Annotated in this window: 17 protein-coding genes; 7 read left to right on the forward strand and 10 right to left on the reverse strand. The window is 52.9% G+C overall.

Annotated features, from left to right (window positions below; translation table 11 throughout):
• The first annotated feature begins 300 nt into the window (after positions 1 to 300).
• The 4 genes from cydD (at position 301) to RC73_RS10110 (ending at position 4,973) form a co-directional block, all read left to right on the forward strand.
• On the forward strand, positions 301 to 2,184 hold the full coding sequence (gene cydD / locus RC73_RS10095) for a heme ABC transporter permease/ATP-binding protein CydD (protein ID WP_082014293.1): 1,884 nt from the start codon (positions 301 to 303) through the stop codon (positions 2,182 to 2,184).
• A 1-nt stretch (position 2,185) separates the two neighbouring features.
• A complete protein-coding gene (gene cydC, locus RC73_RS10100) occupies positions 2,186 to 3,931 on the forward strand; it encodes a heme ABC transporter ATP-binding protein/permease CydC (RefSeq protein WP_039034519.1) in 1,746 nt (581 codons plus the stop codon).
• A gap of 179 nt (positions 3,932 to 4,110) precedes the next feature.
• A complete protein-coding gene (locus RC73_RS10105) occupies positions 4,111 to 4,401 on the forward strand; it encodes a DUF134 domain-containing protein (protein ID WP_025888568.1) in 291 nt (96 codons plus the stop codon).
• A complete protein-coding gene (locus tag RC73_RS10110; RefSeq protein WP_039034520.1) occupies positions 4,398 to 4,973 on the forward strand; it encodes a NifB/NifX family molybdenum-iron cluster-binding protein in 576 nt (191 codons plus the stop codon). The genes RC73_RS10105 and RC73_RS10110 overlap by 4 nt, the downstream gene beginning before the upstream one ends.
• Positions 4,974 to 5,036: 63 nt before the next feature.
• Here the strand turns inward: RC73_RS10110 and RC73_RS10115 are convergent, their stop codons facing one another.
• Positions 5,037 to 6,335 carry a DUF5666 domain-containing protein gene (locus RC73_RS10115; RefSeq protein ID WP_039034521.1) on the reverse strand — a complete coding sequence of 433 codons (1,299 nt, stop codon included), beginning with the start codon at positions 6,333 to 6,335 and terminating at the stop codon, positions 5,037 to 5,039.
• Positions 6,336 to 6,766: 431 nt separating this feature from the next.
• On the opposite strand from RC73_RS10115, the gene RC73_RS10120 reads away from it, so the two are divergent.
• Positions 6,767 to 7,030: a hypothetical protein gene (locus tag RC73_RS10120; RefSeq protein ID WP_039034522.1), complete on the forward strand. Its 264-nt coding sequence runs from the start codon at positions 6,767 to 6,769 to the stop codon at positions 7,028 to 7,030.
• Positions 7,031 to 7,260: 230 nt separating this feature from the next.
• Positions 7,261 to 8,490 (forward strand): dicarboxylate/amino acid:cation symporter, encoded by a 1,230-nt coding sequence (locus RC73_RS10125; protein WP_039034523.1) that lies wholly within the window; start codon positions 7,261 to 7,263, stop codon positions 8,488 to 8,490.
• A 75-nt stretch (positions 8,491 to 8,565) separates the two neighbouring features.
• Here RC73_RS10125 and putA read toward each other — a convergent pair whose 3' ends face one another.
• The 4 genes from putA to RC73_RS10145 all read right to left on the reverse strand — a co-directional run bounded on the left by putA (position 8,566) and on the right by RC73_RS10145 (position 14,695).
• The gene (putA, locus tag RC73_RS10130; protein ID WP_177192571.1) at positions 8,566 to 11,757 is read right to left on the reverse strand and encodes a bifunctional proline dehydrogenase/L-glutamate gamma-semialdehyde dehydrogenase PutA; all 3,192 of its coding nucleotides are present in this window, start codon (positions 11,755 to 11,757) and stop codon (positions 8,566 to 8,568) included.
• Positions 11,758 to 12,012: 255 nt separating this feature from the next.
• Positions 12,013 to 12,591 (reverse strand): TIGR04211 family SH3 domain-containing protein, encoded by a 579-nt coding sequence (locus RC73_RS10135; RefSeq protein WP_082014294.1) that lies wholly within the window; start codon positions 12,589 to 12,591, stop codon positions 12,013 to 12,015.
• Positions 12,592 to 12,718: 127 nt separating this feature from the next.
• Entirely contained in the window at positions 12,719 to 13,987 is a 1,269-nt protein-coding gene (locus RC73_RS10140; protein ID WP_039034526.1) for an inorganic phosphate transporter, read from the reverse strand.
• 27 nt (positions 13,988 to 14,014) lie between these two features.
• On the reverse strand, positions 14,015 to 14,695 hold the full coding sequence (locus tag RC73_RS10145; RefSeq protein WP_039034527.1) for a TIGR00153 family protein: 681 nt from the start codon (positions 14,693 to 14,695) through the stop codon (positions 14,015 to 14,017).
• A gap of 232 nt (positions 14,696 to 14,927) precedes the next feature.
• Here RC73_RS10145 and RC73_RS10150 point away from each other — a divergent pair, with 232 nt between their 5' ends.
• Complete coding sequence (locus RC73_RS10150) at positions 14,928 to 16,412, forward strand: CYTH domain-containing protein (RefSeq protein ID WP_039034528.1); 1,485 nt, start codon at positions 14,928 to 14,930, stop codon at positions 16,410 to 16,412.
• Between the two features lie 148 nt (positions 16,413 to 16,560).
• On the opposite strand, the gene RC73_RS10155 is transcribed toward RC73_RS10150, so the two are convergent.
• The 5 genes from RC73_RS10155 to RC73_RS10175 form a co-directional block, all read right to left on the reverse strand.
• On the reverse strand, positions 16,561 to 17,358 hold the full coding sequence (locus tag RC73_RS10155; RefSeq protein WP_039034569.1) for an ion transporter: 798 nt from the start codon (positions 17,356 to 17,358) through the stop codon (positions 16,561 to 16,563).
• A 71-nt stretch (positions 17,359 to 17,429) separates the two neighbouring features.
• Complete coding sequence (locus RC73_RS10160) at positions 17,430 to 17,756, reverse strand: hypothetical protein (protein WP_039034529.1); 327 nt, start codon at positions 17,754 to 17,756, stop codon at positions 17,430 to 17,432.
• A gap of 6 nt (positions 17,757 to 17,762) precedes the next feature.
• Positions 17,763 to 18,413, reverse strand: a complete 651-nt coding sequence (locus tag RC73_RS10165; RefSeq protein WP_039034530.1) for a hypothetical protein — start codon at positions 18,411 to 18,413, stop codon at positions 17,763 to 17,765.
• 6 nt (positions 18,414 to 18,419) lie between these two features.
• Positions 18,420 to 19,109, reverse strand: a complete 690-nt coding sequence (locus tag RC73_RS10170; RefSeq protein WP_039034531.1) for a PspA/IM30 family protein — start codon at positions 19,107 to 19,109, stop codon at positions 18,420 to 18,422.
• Between the two features lie 11 nt (positions 19,110 to 19,120).
• Positions 19,121 to 19,534, reverse strand: a complete 414-nt coding sequence (locus RC73_RS10175) for a YjfI family protein (RefSeq protein ID WP_025010359.1) — start codon at positions 19,532 to 19,534, stop codon at positions 19,121 to 19,123.
• Between the last annotated feature and the right edge of the window lie 33 nt (positions 19,535 to 19,567).

The raw sequence follows: 19,567 nt of genomic DNA on the forward strand, positions 1-19,567 counted from the left end.
TGCACTGTGTGCTCACAGCGGTAGCTGCGCCATCGAAGCGAACCTCTAACGTTAGTAGATCTAGCATTAAGTAGATTGTGGGGAGGGCGTTAACTTGGGGTTAAGCTGCTTGGCTTATGGTGCGTTTTTTTGATCTGGCGCAAATTTTGTGAGTCCGGTAACAGTTCCTGGGCAACGGGTTTCTTCCCTTGGCAATGCCTGCGATACTGCTTGCCTACCGAACGATTCGCCTTAGGTCAAGCTATTACCTTGCTGCTTTGGCAGCAACAGCGTCATTAGCTGATTTTGCAGTAGGATCCCATGGACAAATCCTTAGAGAAACAACTCGGTCGCTGGCTCAAAGCGCAACAATCTGCCTGTGGCCCCTTCCTTAAACTCTCTGTGTTGTTGGGCGTGCTCAACGGCTTGGCGCTGGTGGGCCAGGCCTGGGTGCTGGCCACTGTGCTGCAGGGGCTGATCATCGACGAGCTTGATAGGCAAGCATTTATTCCGCATATGTTGGCCTTTGCGACTCTGGTGTTGCTGCGAGCAGTTATCGCTTGGCTCAGAGAGCGGGTCAGCTTCGAGGCAGGCAGACGCCTCAGAGAGCAGATGCGCGCCGCCGTGCTCAATAAACTTGAACGCCTGGGGCCGGCCTTTGTCAATGGCAAGCCTGTCGGCAGCTGGGCCAGTATAGTGCTGGAACAGATAGAAGATTTGCAGGATTTCTATGGCCGTTACCTGCCGCAGATGAGCCTGGCGGCCTTTATTCCGCTGATCATCTTGGTATGTGTGTTCCCCATCAACTGGGCCGGTGGCCTGATTTTGCTCGGCACCGCTCCCCTTATTCCACTGTTTATGGTCTTGGTCGGCATGGGTGCCGCCGATGCCAACCGCAAGCATTTCGGTGCGCTGCAGCAATTGAGCGGCCACTTTATGGATCGCCTCAAGGCCTTGCCGACACTCAAGCTTTTCTATCGCGCCGAAGCGGAGCAGCGCGCCATAGGCAAGGCCTCGGAAGATTTTCGTGAGCGTACCATGGCAGTGCTCAGAATGGCGTTTCTCAGCTCCGCCGTGCTGGAGTTCTTCGCCGCGGTATCCATCGCTATTTTGGCGGTATATTTCGGCTTCAGTTATCTGGGGCACCTGGACTTTGGTCATTACGGCATGGGTATCAGCCTGTTTACCGGCATGTTTGTGCTGATTTTGGCACCTGAGTTTTATCAGCCGCTGCGCGACATGGGCACTCACTACCATGCCAAGGCCCAGGCGGTGGGCGCCGCCGAATCCTTGATGGCACTGCTGGAGTTGCCTGAGCCGCTCAAGCGTGGTGAACAGCCCCTCCCCGGTGAGGGCATTGAACTGCAGGCCCGGGATCTCAAGGTATTGAGCATAGACGGCGTGCCTTTACTGGGGCCGCTGAGTTTTAGCTTAGCGGCGGGCGAGAAGCTGGCCTTGGTGGGCCCGAGTGGCGCCGGTAAAACCAGCCTGCTCAACGCTCTGCTGGGTTTTCTGCCCTATGAGGGCAGCTTAAAGCTCAATGGTATTGAACTGGCCGAGCTGGATCCTGCCGCCTGTCGCAGCCGTATCGCTTGGCTTGGCCAGAATCCGCAGCTGTTCCACGGCTCTATCGCCGATAATCTGCGTCTCGGCCAGCCCGAACTGACCGAGGCGCAATTGTGGGATTATCTGCAACAGGCCAAGGTGGCCGACTATGTTCGCGCCTTGCCGGATGGGCTGGCGCACCAATTGGATGAATACAGCGGTGGCCTGTCTGTGGGGCAGGCGCAGCGGCTGGCGTTGGCCCGCGCCCTTGGGCGTCAGGCGCAGCTGTTTGTGCTCGATGAGCCCAGCGCCAGCCTCGACAGCCAGAGTGAACAACTGGTGCTTAGCGCGCTGTGGCAGGCGATGGCTGGCAAGAGCTGCCTTATGGTGACCCACAGATTGGATCAACTGGATCGGATGGACAGAGTTCTGGTGCTGGATCAGGGGAAACTGGTGCAGCAGGGCACTTTTGCCGAACTCAAAGCGCAGCCGGGCTTACTGGCGCAGATGCTGGATGAGCTGCCGCTGGCGGTTTCCCTCGATGATGCGCCAAAGGCATCGGCGCCGCCGATTGCCGCGACCGCTGAGGCGGAAGCCGTGCCCGAGTTAAAGTCAGAATCAAAACCAGAGTCAAAGTCAGAGTCAGGGGAGGAGCGTTGAGATGAAGCTGTTACTGCCCTTTATCCGGCTATTCCGCCGCCAGTCTTTGATGATGTTTGTCGGCCTGCTGCTGACAGTAACGACCCTAATGGCCGGTATTGGCCTGCTGTCGCTCTCCGGTTGGTTCTTATCTGCTACCGCAGTGGCCGGTCTGGCTTTGGTGACGGCGGAAGCCTTCAACTACTTTACTCCGGCGGGCGGGGTGCGTTTCCTCTCCATTGCCCGCACGGCAAGCCGCTACGGTGAAAGGCTGGCTACCCATGAGGCCACCTTCAGGATCCTGACCGATCTCAGGTTGTGGGCCTGGCGCTCTTTGCTGCCTTTGAGTGAACGTAATCTATCCGGGATGCGCCGCGGCGATCTGCTCAACCGTTTGGTGGCCGATATCGACACGCTGGATCACCTGTATCTGAGGTTGTTGACGCCGCTGACGGCCTTCTTGCTGATGCTGCTGGCATTGACCGCCTTTATCGGTTGGTTTGATCTCAACTTGGCTATCCTGCTTTGTACTGGCCTCTTGCTCAGTTGGTTGTTGTTGCCGAGTGTGTTCTATCTGCTTGGCAGGCGACCCGGGCGCGAGCTGATTGAAGCGCGGCGCAGCTACCGGGTTCGGCTGCTGGAATGGTTGTCCGGTCAGGCAGAGCTGAGTCTGTTTTCCGATGCCAAAGGTGGCGCTGCTGAAAGCTTTCGGGCGGAACTCGACCGCGCCGAGCAGAGCTGGTTTGCCAGTCAGAAGGCGATGGCGGCGATCACAGGTCTGAGCCAGGCAATGTTGATCCTCTGTCACGGCTTGCTGGTGTTGCTGCTGCTCTGGTTTGCCGCCGCAGGTGTTGGTCCGGCCGTGCCCCCCGGGCCTTTGCTGGCCATGGTCTTGTTTGCCACTCTGGCCTGTATTGAGATGATGATGCCGTTGGCCGGTGCCTTTCAACATCTGTCTTCTGTGCTCTTGGCTGCCAAGCGGGTGTCCGAGTTGACAGAGCAGCGCTCCGACATTGAATTTCCTGCCGTCTCGGCAACTGGGCCCGAGAGCGGCGCCCTTATCATCAAAGATCTGCATTTCGGTTACACGGACACCCAGCCAGTGCTGCAAGGCTTGTCGCTGCAGGTCCCTGCGGGCAACAAGGTGGCACTCCTGGGTAAAACCGGCTCGGGTAAGTCCAGCCTGCTGGCCTTGATAACCCGTCAGTGGCAGCCGCAGCAGGGTGAGATACTGCTGGGCGGTGTGCCTGTGGCCTCCTTGGATGAAAAGACCTTGCGGGCTTCCATGACAGTGGTCAGTCAACGGGTACAATTGCTCAGCGCCAGTCTCAGAGATAACCTGCAGCTGGCCTTGCCGGAAAAAGTCACCGATGACACGCTAGCCGAGGTGCTGCGCCAGGTTGGGCTGGAGGGGTTACTTGCGGGTGAGGGCCTCAACGCCTGGATAGGTGAAGGCGGGCGTCAGTTATCCGGTGGTGAGCAACGCCGGATCGGCGTGGCTAGGGCGCTGCTGCGGGATGCGCCGTTGCTGCTGCTTGATGAACCCACCGAGGGGCTGGATCGGCGTACCGAGCAGGAGATCCTCAGGTTGCTGCTGCAGTTTGCCAAAGACAAGACGCTGGTGATGATAAGTCATCGCCTAACCGGTATGGCGCAGATGGATGCCATTCACCTGCTGGATGAAGGCAAGATAGTGGCCAGTGGCAGTCATGAGCAACTGCTGCAGGAGTCGACCGCCTACAGCGCCCTGTATCAGAGGTTACACTGAGCCGCAGAGGTTTAAAAACCGACTCAATAAGAGGCTCAAGTTAGACTTATTCAAAGGGATGCTCAGCATCCCTTTTTCTTTTAAAAGCGCTAAATTCTCGCCTGGATCACAGATCCCATACGGGTTCAAAGTCAGAATAGAGTTATTGGCATATGCCAATAACTAATAAGGATACTCCCATGCCCAGACCCAGAAAATGCCGCCGCCTGCAGCATGGCACGCCCTGCCGCTTCTACAAACCCAACGGCATTCCGGCCTCAGCCCTGGAGGCAGTCGCCTTGGCGGCCGATGAGTTTGAGGCCCTGGCGTTGGCCGACTTTCGCGGTCTGGCGCAACAAGAGGCCGCCGAGCAGATGGGGATATCCAGGCAGACCTTTGGCAACTTGATTAAGCAGGCCCGCCATAAACTGGCCAAGGCCCTGATAGAGGGACAGATGCTGGAGTTGCCCCACACTGAGGAACAGAGATGATAGTGATACCCATGAGCCGGGGCCGCTTGGCCGGGCATTTTACCAAGGCCAAAGAGCTGGCCTTTTATGATAACGAGCACAACCACTGTTTTACCCTGGATAATCCGGCAGCCGCAGGCGGCAATTGCGCCGCCAAAAAGGCGATGCTGCAACTTATCAAGGACAAAGGCGGCCGCATTGTGTTGGTGGATCAAATCGGCGAGCGAATGTTGGGTAAGCTGCTCGATGGTGGCATCAGCGTTTGTCGGCCCGGCAAAGAGAGCCGCGATATCGCCGCTTTGCTGGTTGCGGCCAGTGATATTCAGTTACGGCTGACCAGTGCTGCGGCTGGACGCCCGTCACTCAAACATCAAGCCAAAGGCGGTTGTGGTGGCGGCTGCGGTTGTCATGGTCATAATGAAACCGGCGCAGCTTGTCATGGTGAAGATCATGGCCATGAGGGGGAGGCGAAAGGCGGTTGTGGTGGCGGCTGTGGCTGTAAGAGCCGCACCGAGGCCAAACTAAAACCCCTTGGTGATTCGCTAAACCAGCAAGGCAAGTTGAGTTACGCAGGCTTCAGGCCTTTGCGATAAAGCCGTCTGCAGAAAAAAAAGAGTGCCGACAGAAAGCCGGCACTCTTTGTTCATCTTGTGTTATCAATCATCCAGGCGGCACTGGCTCAGCAGTTCACCACTTAAGTGGCATTCCAGCTCGACCCTTTTGCCAATATGAGGCTTGAGGCTTTCATCGCTGGCCTTATAACCCCAGAGGCTGGCGCCTTGGCCGTCATCATTGACCAAGCCCTTGAGCTCTATATCTGCTTCCTGGATCTCAGGTTCGATCTCCATCACCAGGAATTGACCATTTTGCTCAGAGCCTTCAACCTGTACCCAGGTACCGTTGAGGCTGGCTTGGTTCAAACCATCTTCAAAACGAGTTTGAGGTGTCAGTGTCAGTACTATGCCGTTGATGCTGAATACACCGGCGTCATACACAGCCTTGCCTTCAACTTCAAAAGCGTGGCTTGCAATTACTGGTGGCTGACTCTGTTTTTCAAAGTCAATCTCGGTGGCCTGCAGCTCTTGAGTGTCGTCTTGCCATAGGCCTTCCACATCGACCAAGGCGCCGGGTTTGAGATCGGCAACAGTACCATCTTCAAAGTGGGTTTTGCCATCCAGGGTCACTTGCCATTTTTGGTTCAAGGTAAAGCGGGTCTGCAACTCGTTGACCCAGGTAACCTGACCTTCGAGTTCCACCTCAGTGCCCTTGTCCAAATCCGGGGCGCGTTCGACTTCCACTTCAGAAGCCAGCAATACTTCACCCTGATATTGACCTTCAACTTCTACCCAGGAACCGTTGGCCAGCGTGTCATCTAGCTGAACGGCATTGGCACCATAGTCCACCTGCATACTACCGAGATAGAACTGCTTCAGATGAGTGTCCAGCTTGCTTACCCGCCCTTCAACTTCCATCTCTTGCCTGTCATTGTCGATAGCAAAATAGGTGGCCTTGAACTGACTATCACTCAGGTTGTAACCACTGAGCTCAACTATGTCACCTGCCTTGACTTTATTGAGGTCAAGTCCAGTTACTTGGTAACCGGCCACAATAGCTTGCTCGCCATCAATTGCGCTCACCGGGGATACCAGCACAGGGTCATAGTCTACGCTGATGGCACTGCTGCCATCTGTCTTGATGTTGAGCTGCATACCGGGCTTCAACTCAGTGATGCTGGCCTTGGTTTCATTGATTTCAACACTGGCCCTAGCCGCTGGGATTGCTACACCATTGACCCAAAGCGTATCCGTATCGACCTTTTGCAGGGTACCTTGGATAGTCTTGGCCAAAGTGGCAACCGGCGGTTGGGGATCGGGATTGTTCGACTCATTGGAATCTGAACCGCCACAGGCGCTCAGTCCGGCAACGAGAGGAACCAGCCATATGCTTCTTTGCATTCTGTTCTCCTTAGGGTCTTGGTTTTTAAAGCGGCGGCAGGATAAACAACTGTAGATGAGGCTAAGATTAGGGCGGGATGAAAGTTTATTAATGATCGTATGCAGCCGTTAAAAAATAGAGGGTTACTTTGAAAATCTCCGTGCAGATGTGTTTGGTTTTTGAATTTAGTTAAGGTTTAAATCAGCATGATTTACTGCAATCGGCAGACAAACATGCTGTCTGCACGCTTTTTGTTCAAATCCCAAGCCAACTTAAATGGGAAATAGTATGATTTTTAGAGGATTTGTAAGGGAGGTATACAGGCAGTTGGAGAATCTGAATAGCTAAAAAAGAGAACAAGTTACTACTTGGCTCTATGCTTTTTTATAGCTAAAGTTATCAGTGTTATAAAAGTTGTGACAATGACGTCCCCACTAATCAGGAAGATACTATGACCCCCACCAAAGAGCGCTCCTTGGATTTGGAAGTGATCAGTCTACTGGAAGACCGGCAGACGATTCATGCAATTAAACTCCTGCGAGAACGAGACAACCTGAGCCTGAAAGAGGCAAAAAAGAAGGTGGATGACTATTTGCAGGGGCATCCTGAACTGGAATTGGCCGACAAAGAACCCGGAAGCGGTAATGCCATTGTCTGGATAGTGCTGGTAGGGTTGGCTGCAGCAGCAGCCTTGGCTGTCTCGACTCACTTATAGTTGTTGAGATATCTCTATTTTAAGCCGTTATAAGGCGAGTTTATTTAAACTTTTCTCATTTAAAGGCTGGGGAAATTGAATATTTTAAATTCTCTTTGCATCTTTTGCCATTTTTGACTAATTGTTGAGCCTGAGTCGAGAAAACTCACGGAAGCGATTGGCTTGAATGTGGTACCTTTGCCCGCTTTGATTTTGACAAGATGACGCCCTTGTGCGGCGGAGACATAACAATGAATAACAAACACTGGATTGGCAATATCGGCGTGCAAGTCGTGATTGCCATGTTTTTGGGGGCGGCTGTAGGCTGGTGGTTAGGTGAGGATGCCAGCATGTTTGCCCCATTGGGGACTATTTTTATCCATTTGATCAAGATGTTGGTCATACCGCTGGTATTGGTGGCTATCATCTCTGGTGCTGCCAGTTTGGGGGACACCCCTTCGGCTGGGAAAATCGGTCTAGGAACATTCGGCTTCTTTATTGTGACTTCGGGTATCGCAGTCACCTTGGCACTGGTGCTGGGAAACCTGTTTCAACCGGGTAAGGGAGTTGATTTTACTGCCCACAGCATGACTGACCTAATGGAAGTCACCAAAGAACAGGGCGATCTCCCCGGGGTGATGGATACCTTCATCGGCATGATACCAACCAATGTATTTGAGTCGCTGACCGGAGGGAATATTTTACAGATCCTGGTGTTCAGTATTTTCTTTGGCATAGCACTGACCAAGGTCAAGGGCGATGGCGCCAAGCCGATCCTTGGGGCGCTTAATGCCATCACAGAGGCTATGGTCTGGATGATTAACTGTGTCATGTTGGTGGCACCCATAGGGGTATTCGGTCTGATGGCCGACTCAGTCGGTACTTTTGGTTTTGATGCTCTTGAGGTGGTATTCAAGTTATTCATCGTCTTCGTTGGTGCAATTTTGATTTACGCTTTCATCTTCTTCCCCTTGATGGTGCAGCTGTTTTCCAAGGTGTCGGCGGCGCGCTTCATCAGTGCAATGAAAAAGCCCCAGGTGATGGCCTTGTCTACGGCTTCCTCCATGGCGACCTTGCCGGTGAATATGGAAACCTGTGAGCAGGAGTTGAAGGTCTCAAAAGCCACGGCTTCTTTCGTATTGCCGTTGGGCGCCACCATCAATATGAGCGGCAACGCCATCTATTATGGTTTGGTCGCCATGTTCTTTGCCCAAATGTATAACATTGATCTGAGCCTTGCCGCCTATGCGGCTATCATCTTCACCTCTACCTTGGGTGCTATTGGTCAGGCCGGGGTGCCTGGGCCTTCTTTCCTGGTGGTGGCCGTATTACTGGCGGCCAAGATCCCTATTGATGGACTGCCACTGCTGTTTGCCCTCGACCGGATTTTCGACATGATACGTACATCGCTGAATATTACCGGCGATGCCGCCTGCGCTCTGGTGATGGATAACTTTTGTCCCGAGGAAGCCAAGAGCTGATAGCGTGAGTTTGTTTGCCGCGAGCAGATAATAAAAAGCCAGGAAATAATTCCTGGCTTTTTTCATGGGTGGAGATTATTCCGCATCACCCAGCGACAGCAGAGTAGCATTGCCACCTATGGCTGTGATGTTGTTGGTGCGGGTCTTTTCTGTCATAAAGCGGGTCAGGTAGTGTGGCCCGCCGGCCTTGGGACCTGTGCCGGAAAGCCCCTGACCACCGAAGGGCTGCACACCCACCACGGCGCCAATCTGGTTACGGTTAATATAGACGTTACCTACATTGACTTGGTCGGCAACGCTCAGGGCGTGGCCTTCGTTGCGGCTGTGGATCCCCAGAGTCAGACCAAAGCCTGTGCTGTTGATATCGGCAATCACCTTGTCCAGCTCTGAGGCTTTGAAACGGATAACGTGCAGTATTGGGCCGAAATGTTCTTTCTCCAGCACCTTGATGGAATCGATTTCCACCGCGGTTGGAGCAACGAAATGGCCATCCTTGCAGTCAGCGGGCAGCTCCACCTGTTTGATAAGCTTGCCTACCTGTTTGATGTGCTCGATATGGGCGTTGAGATTGGCTTTGGCGGTGGCATCGATCACAGGGCCGACATCTGTCTTCACTGAACCAGGATAGCCAATGCTGAGTTCATCCATTGCACCCTTGAGGATCTCCAGTACCCGATCGGCGATATCTTCCTGCAGATAGAGTACCCGCAGCGCCGAGCAGCGCTGGCCAGCGCTGGTAAAGGAAGAGGCAACCACATCGTTGACCACTTGCTCCGGCTGGGAGGTGGAGTCCACCACCATGGCATTTTGACCACCGGTTTCGGCGATAAGAGGAATGATGGCGCCTTCGCGGGCAGCCAGAGCACGGTTGATCACCTTGGCCGTGCCGGTCGAACCTGTGAAGCAGACACCGCCGATACGTTCATCGCTGGTCAGTGCGGCGCCGACACTGGCGCCTGTGCCCGGCAGGAATTGCAGCGCTTCTTTGGGGATCCCGGCTTCATGGGCCAGTTGTACGGCGCGGTAGCCCACCAGGCAGGTTTGCTCGGCCGGCTTGGCGATAACTGTGTTGCCGGCAGCAAGGGCTGCTGTCACCTGACCGAGGAAAATCGCCAACGGGAAGTTCCAGGGGCTGATACAGACAAAGACACCGCGGCCTTGAACAAACAGTTCGTTCAATTCACCGGTTGGCCCGGGGAGCAGCTCGGGCTTGCTCATCATCTTCTTGGCCTGCACCGCATAGTAGCGGCAGAAGTCGATGGCTTCTCGGACTTCATCTATGCCGTCCTGCAGGCTCTTGCCGGCTTCACGGGTACAGAGCACTATCAGTTCTTCGCGATTTTCTTCCAGCAGGTCGGCCAGTTTTTGCAGTGCGCTGGCGCGCTGTGCCACCGGCGTGCGACACCAGGCTGGGAAGGCGGCGACGGCTGAACTGATGGCCTGCTCAACGGCTTGGTTGTCGGCAAAAACCACCTGACCGACGGTTTGTGTCGTGTCATAGGGGCTGACAACCGGCTTTGACTCGCCGCTCAGGGTTTCACCATTGATCAGCGGGCCGGCATGCCATTGATGAGCCTTGAACTGATCCAGTGCCGCGAAGAAGGGTTCGGCTTCAGAGAGAATGTTCATATTGAGTCCCTTGGAGTTTTTGCGTTCGCTGCCAAAAATGTCGGCAGGCTTCACTATCTTGTTATTGGCCAGGGTTTTGTATTGTTTGACTGTCACCAGAGGGTGGGTGATCAGTGAATCGATTGGTGTGTTGGGATCCACCAACTTATGCACAAATGAAGTGTTGGCACCGTTTTCCAGCAGACGGCGCACCAGATAGGGCAGCAGATCTTTATGGGCACCTATCGGCGCATAAATTCTGACGGTGCGAGCTCGGCTTTCCGCCAAAATGGTGTCGTACAACTCCTGTCCCATGCCGTGCAGACGCTGGAATTCAAACTCACGATCGCCGGCCATATCGCTGATGGCAGCGACTGTCTGGGCGTTATGGCTGGCAAATTGTGGATAGATGGCACCACGGGTCTTGTCCGATAACAGGAAACGAGCACAGGCCAGATAGGAGAGATCCGTCCCCACCTTGCGGGTGTAGAGGGGATAACCGGCTTCACCTGCCTGTTGGGCCCACTTGAGTTCGCTGTCCCAGTAAGCGCCTTTCACCAGTCGCAACGGGATTTCATCGCCTTGCTCTTTGGCAAGCTTGGTCAGCCACAGGAGTACAGGCAGTGCCCGTTTAGAGTAAGCCTGAACCACTATGCCTAATAGGCCCCAGCCCTTGGCGGCTTCTGAGTTGTATAACTTGCGGAACAGCTTGAGTGACAGCTCGAGACGGTCTACCTCTTCGGCATCGATAGAGATACCGACATTCAGGCTGCGAGCCTGCTCAATCAGCTTGATCACAGTGGCATACAACTCGGACATGACTCTGTCTTCATTGGCCACTTCATAGCGGGGATGCAGCGCCGACAGCTTGATGGAAATCGTCGGTCTGGGCGCCTGGGATTCATCGTACTGCTGGGCTCCCAATTCGCTGATGGCGTGGGAGTAATCCTGGAAGTATTTCTCGGCATCTCTCTGGGTCAGAGCGGCTTCACCCAGCATGTCGTAAGAGTGGGTATAGCCCTGCTTGCGCTTGTCTTCACTGTTTTTCAGCGCTTCTTTAACTGTGCGGCCGAGTACGAACTGTTTGCCCATGATCTTCATGGCGGCATACATGGCTTGGCGGATCACCGGCTCACCCAGGCGATTAACCAAGCGTTTCAGTAAGTTGCTTGGACTGCCATCCAGGTTGCGGTCAAGTTTGACGATTTTGCCCGTCAGCATCAGGCCCCATGTCGAGGCGTTGACCAATACAGAATCACTCTTTGACAGATGCTCGTCCCATTTGGCACCTGAGAGTTTGTCTTCAATCAGGGCATCGGCCGTTTCCGGATCCGGGATCCGCAGCAGGGCTTCGGCCAGGCACATGAGTATGATGCCTTCCTGAGTTTCAAGGCTGTATTGCTGTAAAAAAGCGTCTATACCTACCATCAGACCTTTTTTGTCATATTGACGAACCTTGCTGACCAAGTCGTGGGCGCGACGGGTCACACGCTCTATGGTTTCGTCACTCGACGGGACTAGCTTGATCAGATCGGACAGATATTGCTCTTCGTCGACAATATAGTTGTCACTGATGGCTTTAAAGAGTTCGTCGAGATTGGCGCTATCATAGTGGCCTGCCAGAACTTCACTCGCTTTGAACATAGTTATCGCTTCCATCTAAGCCGGTTGGGGGGCAGTTAATGACTGCTCGAATTACCTGGAATATGTCTGACGCAAAAGACGCTTTATTAATTTTGTATACAATATTGGCGCTTGCGCGCGCCGATTATACAATCAAAATGTGATCTGTGACACCAATCTTGGCGGGAATGTGAAAATTGTTTAATTGGCTTTACGCACCCCAGCTGTAAAGTCACATAAACAAAAGGCCAGTGGTTTTAAACACTGGCCTTTAAGAAGGGAAAAATGTTATTACATCCAACGATCTTTCTTGCGTCGCTGTGGTCTTGGCATGTAAACCAGAATAACCCCGAGGATTAAACCCAGGGCGGCGATGAGTCCGCCTTCTTGCCACATACGGAAACGCTCATTGTCTTTCATCGATTTGAGCTTGGCGATGGCTTCATCGCGTTCTGCACTGGCTTGGGCCAGTTCGGCCTGGGCTTTGCTCAGCTGAGATTTGAGGCTGCCAAGCTCGCCCTTGAAGTCACCATTTTCGCTCTGAAGTCCTGTGAGCTGGCTTTTGGCTTCGACCAACTGGCTTTCCAGTTCTGAGACGCGAAAACGCAGCGACTTGTCCTTGGAGATCATGCTGGTCAGTACCCAGCCTTCACGATCCTTATGGTCGATAATCTTGGTGTAGTCGCCTTGGCGCTCAGGCAACACGCTTATCTGCTGACCGGCTTCGATACTACCCAGGATCCGGTATTGAGTGCCGGGTCCACCATGAATGTAGATGAAGACATCATCCGAAATATAGCGCGTCTGGCCTTGGGCCAATAGGGTGGGAGACAGGAGCATCATCCCTATGAGAGTCAGGAGTCTTAACACTTAGTCATTCTCTGTCGCAAAATACTGCCCACATGCTAGGGATTTGAAGGCTTCAATGCAAGAGGGAAGTCATTCGACTTCCCTCTTATAATCATGATATTTACCGTGATTTCTAATGCTACTTCTGTTAACCGAACACACCTTTGATGGTGAAGAAGAACAGAATAGACAGGCCGGCACCGGCTGGCAGGGTCACTACCCATGAAACTACAATGTTGCGAACCACACCTATATTGATGGCGGCAATACCCCTGGCCATACCCACACCCAATACCGCGCCTACCAGAGTTTGAGTGGTGGAAATAGGTAAACCTGTGCCCGAGGCGATAACCACGGTTGAGGCTGCGGCCAGTTCGGCGGCAAAGCCACGACTTGGGGTCAGGTGAGTAATATTCTTACCTATAGTGGTCATTACGCGCTTGCCGAAGATGGCCAGACCCATAACGATACCAACGGCACCCAGAGGCAGAATCCACCAAACCAGCGGTGCCTTGGCTTCAATGGCACCGCCACTGTTTACCACAGAGACAACTGCAGCCAATGGACCAATAGCATTGGCCACGTCGTTGGAGCCGTGGGCAAAAGCCATACAACAGGCGGTCACAACCATCAGAATGGCGAAGACTCGTTCAACATTGCCGAAGTTGGTCTGGCGATCGTTTTTGCTGCTCATCTTCAGACGGCTGATGGCGATTTTACCCGCAATACCCACCAGAATGGCGATTGCCAATGCCAACAGATAGGCTTCTACAGTACTGAACTTGAGACCAACATGCTTAAGGCCCTTGGTGATGGTAACCAAAGACATTACAAAGCCGGCAAAGGCCATGTAGAAAGGCACATAACGTTTAGCGTTTTCCAAAGGGTTTTCAGTATTGAAAATCAGTTTTTGTACGCTCTGGAAAATCATAAAGGCGATAAAGCCTGAGATGGCCGGGGTGACGACCCAAGAGCCAACGATACCAACGACTTTGCCCCAGGCAACGGCTTCAGTGCCCACACCCACAGCAGCAAAGCCTATGATGGCTCCCACGATAGAGTGAGTGGTGGAAACCGGCCAGCCAAGAGCTGATGCGGCTACCAGCCAGATACCCGCAGCCAATAGAGAGGCTATCATGCCGTAGACCAGTAACTCGGGGCTATCTACGAAGAAAGCGGAATCTATGATCCCTTTTCGTATGGTACTGGTGACTTCACCACCGGCCAGATAGGCACCGGCGAATTCAAAGATCATTGCGATAATAATCGCTTGCTTAATGGTAATAGCGTTTGAACCAACAGACGTACCCATAGCATTTGCTACGTCGTTGGCCCCAATGCCCCAGGCCATAAGAAACCCGAAAACAGCCGCGATACCTATGAGCCATGGGCCATAGGTGACTAATACATCAACCATGTTGTTACCTTGATAACCTTTTGTTTGTTAGACGCGAGCCAGCATCAGCTCAAGGCGGGAACCGACACGTTCGGCAAGATCTGCCAGGTCACCAACCCACTCAATTATCTTATAGAGGAACATGACATCGATAGGATTAAGTTCAGCTTCCATGGCGAACAGCTGTCGACGCACCTGAATTTGCAGATCATCAGTGTCTTCTTCGATAGCATCGAGTTCACTGATCATTTTGGCTACCAAATCCACTTCACGGCCTCTAAAGCCTGCTTCCAGCAGATCATCGAGCTCGTTGATCGCTTCTTTGGCCAGGGCGACTGCATCTAGGCAGCGCTGCAAATAAGCGATGAATGGGGTTTGGATGGTTTGAGGAACAAGCAGTTGGCGGCCGATGATTCGACCGGAAATATCTTTAGCTTTATTAGCGATTTTGTCCTGTTGGGTCAGGAGCTCCAGTAAGTCAGTCCTTTCTACTGGCATAAACAAGCCACCTGGCAGTGTCAGGCGGATTTCGCGTTTAAGAAAGTCAGCTTCTTTTTCCTCTTGGCTGATCTTCTTGCGAATAGTGACCGCACTGTCCCAATCTTCAGCTATGGTCGCTTCGAAGAAGGGCACGAGTAGCGAAGCACAATCGTATACTTTGTCTATATGCTCTTGCAGAGGTTTTATCGGCGATTTTGCAAACACGCCTAAAATAGAGTTTACTGGCATAGCCGTTTACCTATTTAGGTTATTCCACTATTGGAAATGCGGGCGAATGTTAACCCAAGCGTCCGCTTATTGAAACTGTGTTTTTACAGAAAACACGTCAGTTTTTATTCTATCGGGTTATATATCACCCGACAGGATAATCCTAGGTCATTTTTGTGACAACAATATGACATTGTGACCTTTGAATGACGAGATGATGAATTTTTGATGACAAAATGAGCAGTAGCGCACCATGGATGCCGACAATCAACAAAATGAGATAGAACTTAAGCTCTTTTTCCCCGCCACAGAAGTCAGTCAGCTGACCACATTTCTGAACTCTTTACCCGCCGCTACATCCCAGGGATGCCAGCAGTTGAGTAATGGCTATTATGATACGCCAGAGCTGGCACTGCGTCAGCTGGATATGGGGCTTAGAGTCCGCGGATGTGACGGTAAGCGGGAGCAGACCATAAAAACAGCCGGTCGGGTCAGCGGTGGGATCCACAGTCGACCGGAATACAATGTCGATATTGATGCCAACAGCCCTGTTTTATCGCTGTTTCCTGCTGAAATTTGGCCTGAGAATACCGATATCGACGGACTGCAAGCCCGCCTCGGTTGCCTGTTTCATACTGATTTTCAGCGTTGCTGCTGGTTGGTGATTCAGGGGGATAGCCTGATAGAGCTGGCACTGGATACCGGCACTATCAGTGCCGGGGGCCGGAGCGAATCGCTTTGTGAGCTGGAATTTGAACTCAAGCGGGGCCGAGCAGCCGATCTCTTACCGCTGGCACAGCAGGTGGCAGCCAATGTGCCCCTGCGCCTGGGGAAGGCCAGTAAGGCGCAGCGAGGCTATCGCCTGGCGCAGCAGGCCAGTCCACTGGCGTTGGAAGCGCTGCAATATATCAGTCTGCCCTGTGATAATGATATCAAGGCGACACTCTTGGTGGTGCTGGAAACGGCGTTGGAGCGTTGGCAACTGTTGGAGGGCATGATTGCCGAGAGTTTTGATGACCCGGTAGGGCAAGCGCTATTGTGGCAGCGTCTGCGCTCTTGCGTGCGCCTGCTGCGCTTGACTTTGGGGCAGTTCACCCTGGGCAACAGCCAGACCAAAGCGGGATTTTCCTGGCTGGAGCAGCAACTCGCTTTTGTGACAGAAGCCAATTATCTCGGGCGTTTGGCCCAGGATAAGTTGCTGCTTGGTAAGCTGGGCAATGCGGGGGATGTGCGTGAACGGGCATCGCAACAGTTGCAAAATATGGATTTCCACGGCCGTTTACAAACGCTATGGCAGGATTGCCGCTATGGTCAGCTGCAGTTGCAACTGGTGAACATGTTGCTCGAACTTGCCAGTGGTGAAATGCAGATAGTCGTGGCCGGTGGCTTGAAGGGAACCTGTGACGGTCTGCAGGAGGCATCCTGGCAAAAGTTGTTGGCGGCCATGCCGGGGGATGAACTCAGCCGTGATGACTATTTGAAACTGGCAACGCCCTTGGATGAAGGCATCTTGGTGGGGCTGGCTTATGGCAGTCTCTACTCATCCAAGGCTCGCGATAGTTTCCGTGCCCCCTGGCAGGACTTGAGTCATGGGATCATCAGTCTTGGCGCTTATGTCATGGCCGAGCAGTTGGCGCCTGAGTGTGCCGAAGCCTTGACCGACAAACAGCAGAGTTTGATTTTTGCGATGGAGCAATCCCGCAAGATGGCGCTGCAGCAACTCCCTTACTGGCGTTGACGCCTTGAACGCCAATTGCTGTGCAAGCCACTCTACTACAAAAGAGAAGGCCACGAGGACTTATTCGCGCCTTCCCTAAGTTTTCCGGAGGAGTCGCCCGGAAATAAGCACAAAGAAGGACGCCTAGGCGTCCTTCTTGTTGATTGGATTAGTCCCGCTGTTGCTGCGCCAGTTTCTGCTTCAAGTCGGCGATCTCCGTCAGCATCTGTTGTTGGTTAGCTTCCATGCGTTCGAGTACCAGATCCAACTCGCTCTTGATGACCTTGCTTTGGTTTTCCAGGCTCTCTTGTTCATCAGGGGCGACAAACAGCGATGCCATATAACCGGAAATGACCCCGAAGAAACTGACCCCGCAGACGATGACTATGCCACCTATTACATGACCCACAGTCGTCACGGGGTAAAAGTCACCGTATCCGACGGTGGAAATAGTCACAATTGCCCACCAGATAGCGTTTTCGGCGGTTTGAATATTGGCGCCTTCGACGCCGCTTTCCACCAGCAACATCAATACCGAGGCGATAGTGATGATAGTCACCATGGACACCAGTAGGCTGGCGATAGTGGCTTGACGTCTTTGTTTCAGCAGTGGCCCTATCAGCGAACTGCTCATGCGAATGAGCCGCAATACCCGGAGGATCTGGAATAAACGGGCGAAGCGCAGCGCTTCAATCGCCGGAATGCTGGCGACAAAGTCGACCCAGTGAGACTTGATATAAGCGAGTCGATTCTCTGCCTGAACCAAGCCCACCAGGAAATAACTCATAAAGATAAAACAGATACCCGTATCGATATAAAACAACAGCTTATGGGTTTCAGGATCGACAGGGACAAAGGTCATGATCAGGATCACAACCACAGAAATCAGCGACAATAACATCATCGCCAATTCGAAAGGGGAGACTTGAACAGGCGGCTTCAGGAACCAGCGAGGTTTATCCGGCATTGGTTCTTCCATTGAAAAACTTGATATCCTTTCAGGGTAAAAGACTTACCGTTTCCTGTAAATGCGCGCGTTTATTGTTCGTCTACGAATTGTACCAGGTCTTCCAATACCCGTTTTTTGATTTCCAGCTGTGCATCCGGTGCCAAGCCGTATTTTTCGGCGAGCTGAACATAGTCGGCGGGACTGAGCGAAACGGTTAACCGTGGCCGCTTGGGACGCTTGGCCACGGATAAACCCAATATCATGCGGATCTGATCTGACGGGCTTACTCCTGTATCCAGGGCCGCCTTGCGGATGGAGTATTGAAACCTTTCATCCAGATCGAAAGCTACCTGGGTTGCCTTGGCAGCTTTTTGGTTTTGTAACCATTTTTCCGGATAAGGGTGGTTCTTGCTCATGCCGCATTATTCTCCTGGCCAGTAGTCACGAATATCGCTGAGGGGGCGGTAAAGGGTTAGCGCCACATCGGTTTCGCCGCCTTCATAGACTTCGATATCCACAGCGCGAGACTCGTCATCATCCAGCAACTGATAGCTCTCGAAGGCATCACCTGTTGCACCGTCAGCATCCTGAGGAGGCCTGAGCCCACGGTAATCTTCCCGGTGGAAATAGCCAAACTCAGCAAAACTGACCTGATGGTAGTGTTTCCCGAGCCATTGCTCAAGCATCTCAGTCTCGGCGGTGAGCGCCTTGGTACTCAGCTCAGCTTTCCCCGGTTCATCGAAGATGGCGGAGAAATCATCCAGATCGAACAAGGCATCGACCTGAGCACGGCTTATTTTCAGTGAAAAAGCCAGCCAGGTTTCGTCGTCTTCATCCAGCCCCAGATAGATGGCTTCACCGCTGTGCCCCTTGAGTACCCACTCAGTCGACTGACTGCGCTGATACTCATAGGTATTGACGGCTTCGACCCTAAGCTGCTGCCCGCGCAGGTGCGCAGGCAGGGCAAAGCTGTCATCTAGGGAGATCATATCGCCCTTTTGCAGCTCTGACGGATGCTTAAGCTGACGCACTGGAGTTTCTTTTTTGCCAAACAGGCTGCCAAAGAATCCCATAGGTTATCAGCCTTTCTTGGCTTTTAAACGCTCGAGCACATCGCTGGCGTTGCTCTTCTGCTCGCCGATACCGGCTTCAGCCAGCTTGGCTTTCAGCGATTGGTCGCTGTTCTCGGCTTCCAGGTTTTCGGCAGCCTTCAGGCGGTCGTCAAATTGTTGCTGACGGGCCTTGATACGCTCCAGTGAGTCTTTGGCGTTGAGCAGTTTGGAGTTGCTTGACGCGAAAGAGTCGGTAATGGAAGCCGTGGCCTTTTGCACACTTTCTGTGGTCTTGACCATGCTCAGCTGACGCTGATAGTCGGCCAACTGACGTTCGGTTTTCTTCACCAGATCTTTCAGGCGGGCAGCGTGGGCGCTGAAGCTGTCGTTGGCGGTTTGTTGCTCGGCCAGTTCCATTTCCAGCTGGGCAATCTTCTCGGCCACTTCCAGTGCCAGGGTTTCATTGCCTTTTTCCAGTGCCTGAGTGGCATAGCCTTCATGCTCGGCGATAGCACGCTTAATGCGATCGATTTCGCGGCTGGCTTGCATCTCTTTGGCCATCACATCTGTCAGTTCACGCTTGGCCTTGGTGAGGTGTTTCTCGGCGTCACGGATCTCCTGTTCGAAGATGCGGGTTGAATTGGCATCCACTATGCTTTGGCCGACTTCGTTGGCCCCACCGCGGAATGCTGTAAGAATTTTGTTCAGTATGCCCATGATTTGGCTCCTTATTTCAAAAAGTCGACCAGTTCGTCAATGACTTCGAGACAGTTGTCAGACAGGACAGAGAGTTCCTGCTCTATTTCCAGCATGCTCGATTGCAGGGAGAGTGCACCGTAAACCACATACTTATCATCAATCTTGGCGAATGAAGACAGTGGCATAGGGATGTTGAGTTCCAACATGGTTTCAAACATCTCGGCACGGCGTTCCTGCTTGAGTTCATCCTCTCCCCAGAGATAACTGATGCAGAGGATTTGGTTTTCCGTTACCGAAACAAATACGGGGATCTCTTCACGGCCAACCACATTGACCTGCAACACTTCTACATCCCCTTCAATGGGGTAACAGTCAAACTGGAACCCAGTAGAGCTGTTGTCGCCAAGTCCATTTAAATGATTGGCAATAGTGTGAATATTCATATTTGTCCTCTTTGACATATTATGTCTGCGTTT

Source organism: Shewanella sp. ECSMB14102 (assembly GCF_000813075.1).
In the GTDB taxonomy this organism is placed as follows: domain Bacteria; phylum Pseudomonadota; class Gammaproteobacteria; order Enterobacterales; family Shewanellaceae; genus Shewanella; species Shewanella indica.

What these genes read in the sequence shown, in the direction of transcription:
- RC73_RS10150 (WP_039034528.1), top strand. Translation starts at nt 14,928, where the DNA reads ATGGATGCCGACAATCAACAAAATGAGATAGAACTTAAGCTCTTTTTC.
- RC73_RS10125 (WP_039034523.1), top strand. Translation starts at nt 7,261, where the DNA reads ATGAATAACAAACACTGGATTGGCAATATCGGCGTGCAAGTCGTGATT.
- cydC (WP_039034519.1), top strand. Translation starts at nt 2,186, where the DNA reads ATGAAGCTGTTACTGCCCTTTATCCGGCTATTCCGCCGCCAGTCTTTG.
- cydD (WP_082014293.1), top strand. Translation starts at nt 301, where the DNA reads ATGGACAAATCCTTAGAGAAACAACTCGGTCGCTGGCTCAAAGCGCAA.
- RC73_RS10160 (WP_039034529.1), bottom strand. Translation starts at nt 17,756, where the DNA reads ATGAGCAAGAACCACCCTTATCCGGAAAAATGGTTACAAAACCAAAAA.
- RC73_RS10115 (WP_039034521.1), bottom strand. Translation starts at nt 6,335, where the DNA reads ATGCAAAGAAGCATATGGCTGGTTCCTCTCGTTGCCGGACTGAGCGCC.
- RC73_RS10120 (WP_039034522.1), top strand. Translation starts at nt 6,767, where the DNA reads ATGACCCCCACCAAAGAGCGCTCCTTGGATTTGGAAGTGATCAGTCTA.
- RC73_RS10175 (WP_025010359.1), bottom strand. Translation starts at nt 19,534, where the DNA reads ATGAATATTCACACTATTGCCAATCATTTAAATGGACTTGGCGACAAC.
- RC73_RS10165 (WP_039034530.1), bottom strand. Translation starts at nt 18,413, where the DNA reads ATGGGATTCTTTGGCAGCCTGTTTGGCAAAAAAGAAACTCCAGTGCGT.
- RC73_RS10140 (WP_039034526.1), bottom strand. Translation starts at nt 13,987, where the DNA reads ATGGTTGATGTATTAGTCACCTATGGCCCATGGCTCATAGGTATCGCG.
- RC73_RS10155 (WP_039034569.1), bottom strand. Translation starts at nt 17,358, where the DNA reads ATGCCGGATAAACCTCGCTGGTTCCTGAAGCCGCCTGTTCAAGTCTCC.
- RC73_RS10105 (WP_025888568.1), top strand. Translation starts at nt 4,111, where the DNA reads ATGCCCAGACCCAGAAAATGCCGCCGCCTGCAGCATGGCACGCCCTGC.
- RC73_RS10145 (WP_039034527.1), bottom strand. Translation starts at nt 14,695, where the DNA reads ATGCCAGTAAACTCTATTTTAGGCGTGTTTGCAAAATCGCCGATAAAA.
- RC73_RS10170 (WP_039034531.1), bottom strand. Translation starts at nt 19,109, where the DNA reads ATGGGCATACTGAACAAAATTCTTACAGCATTCCGCGGTGGGGCCAAC.
- RC73_RS10110 (WP_039034520.1), top strand. Translation starts at nt 4,398, where the DNA reads ATGATAGTGATACCCATGAGCCGGGGCCGCTTGGCCGGGCATTTTACC.
- putA (WP_177192571.1), bottom strand. Translation starts at nt 11,757, where the DNA reads ATGGAAGCGATAACTATGTTCAAAGCGAGTGAAGTTCTGGCAGGCCAC.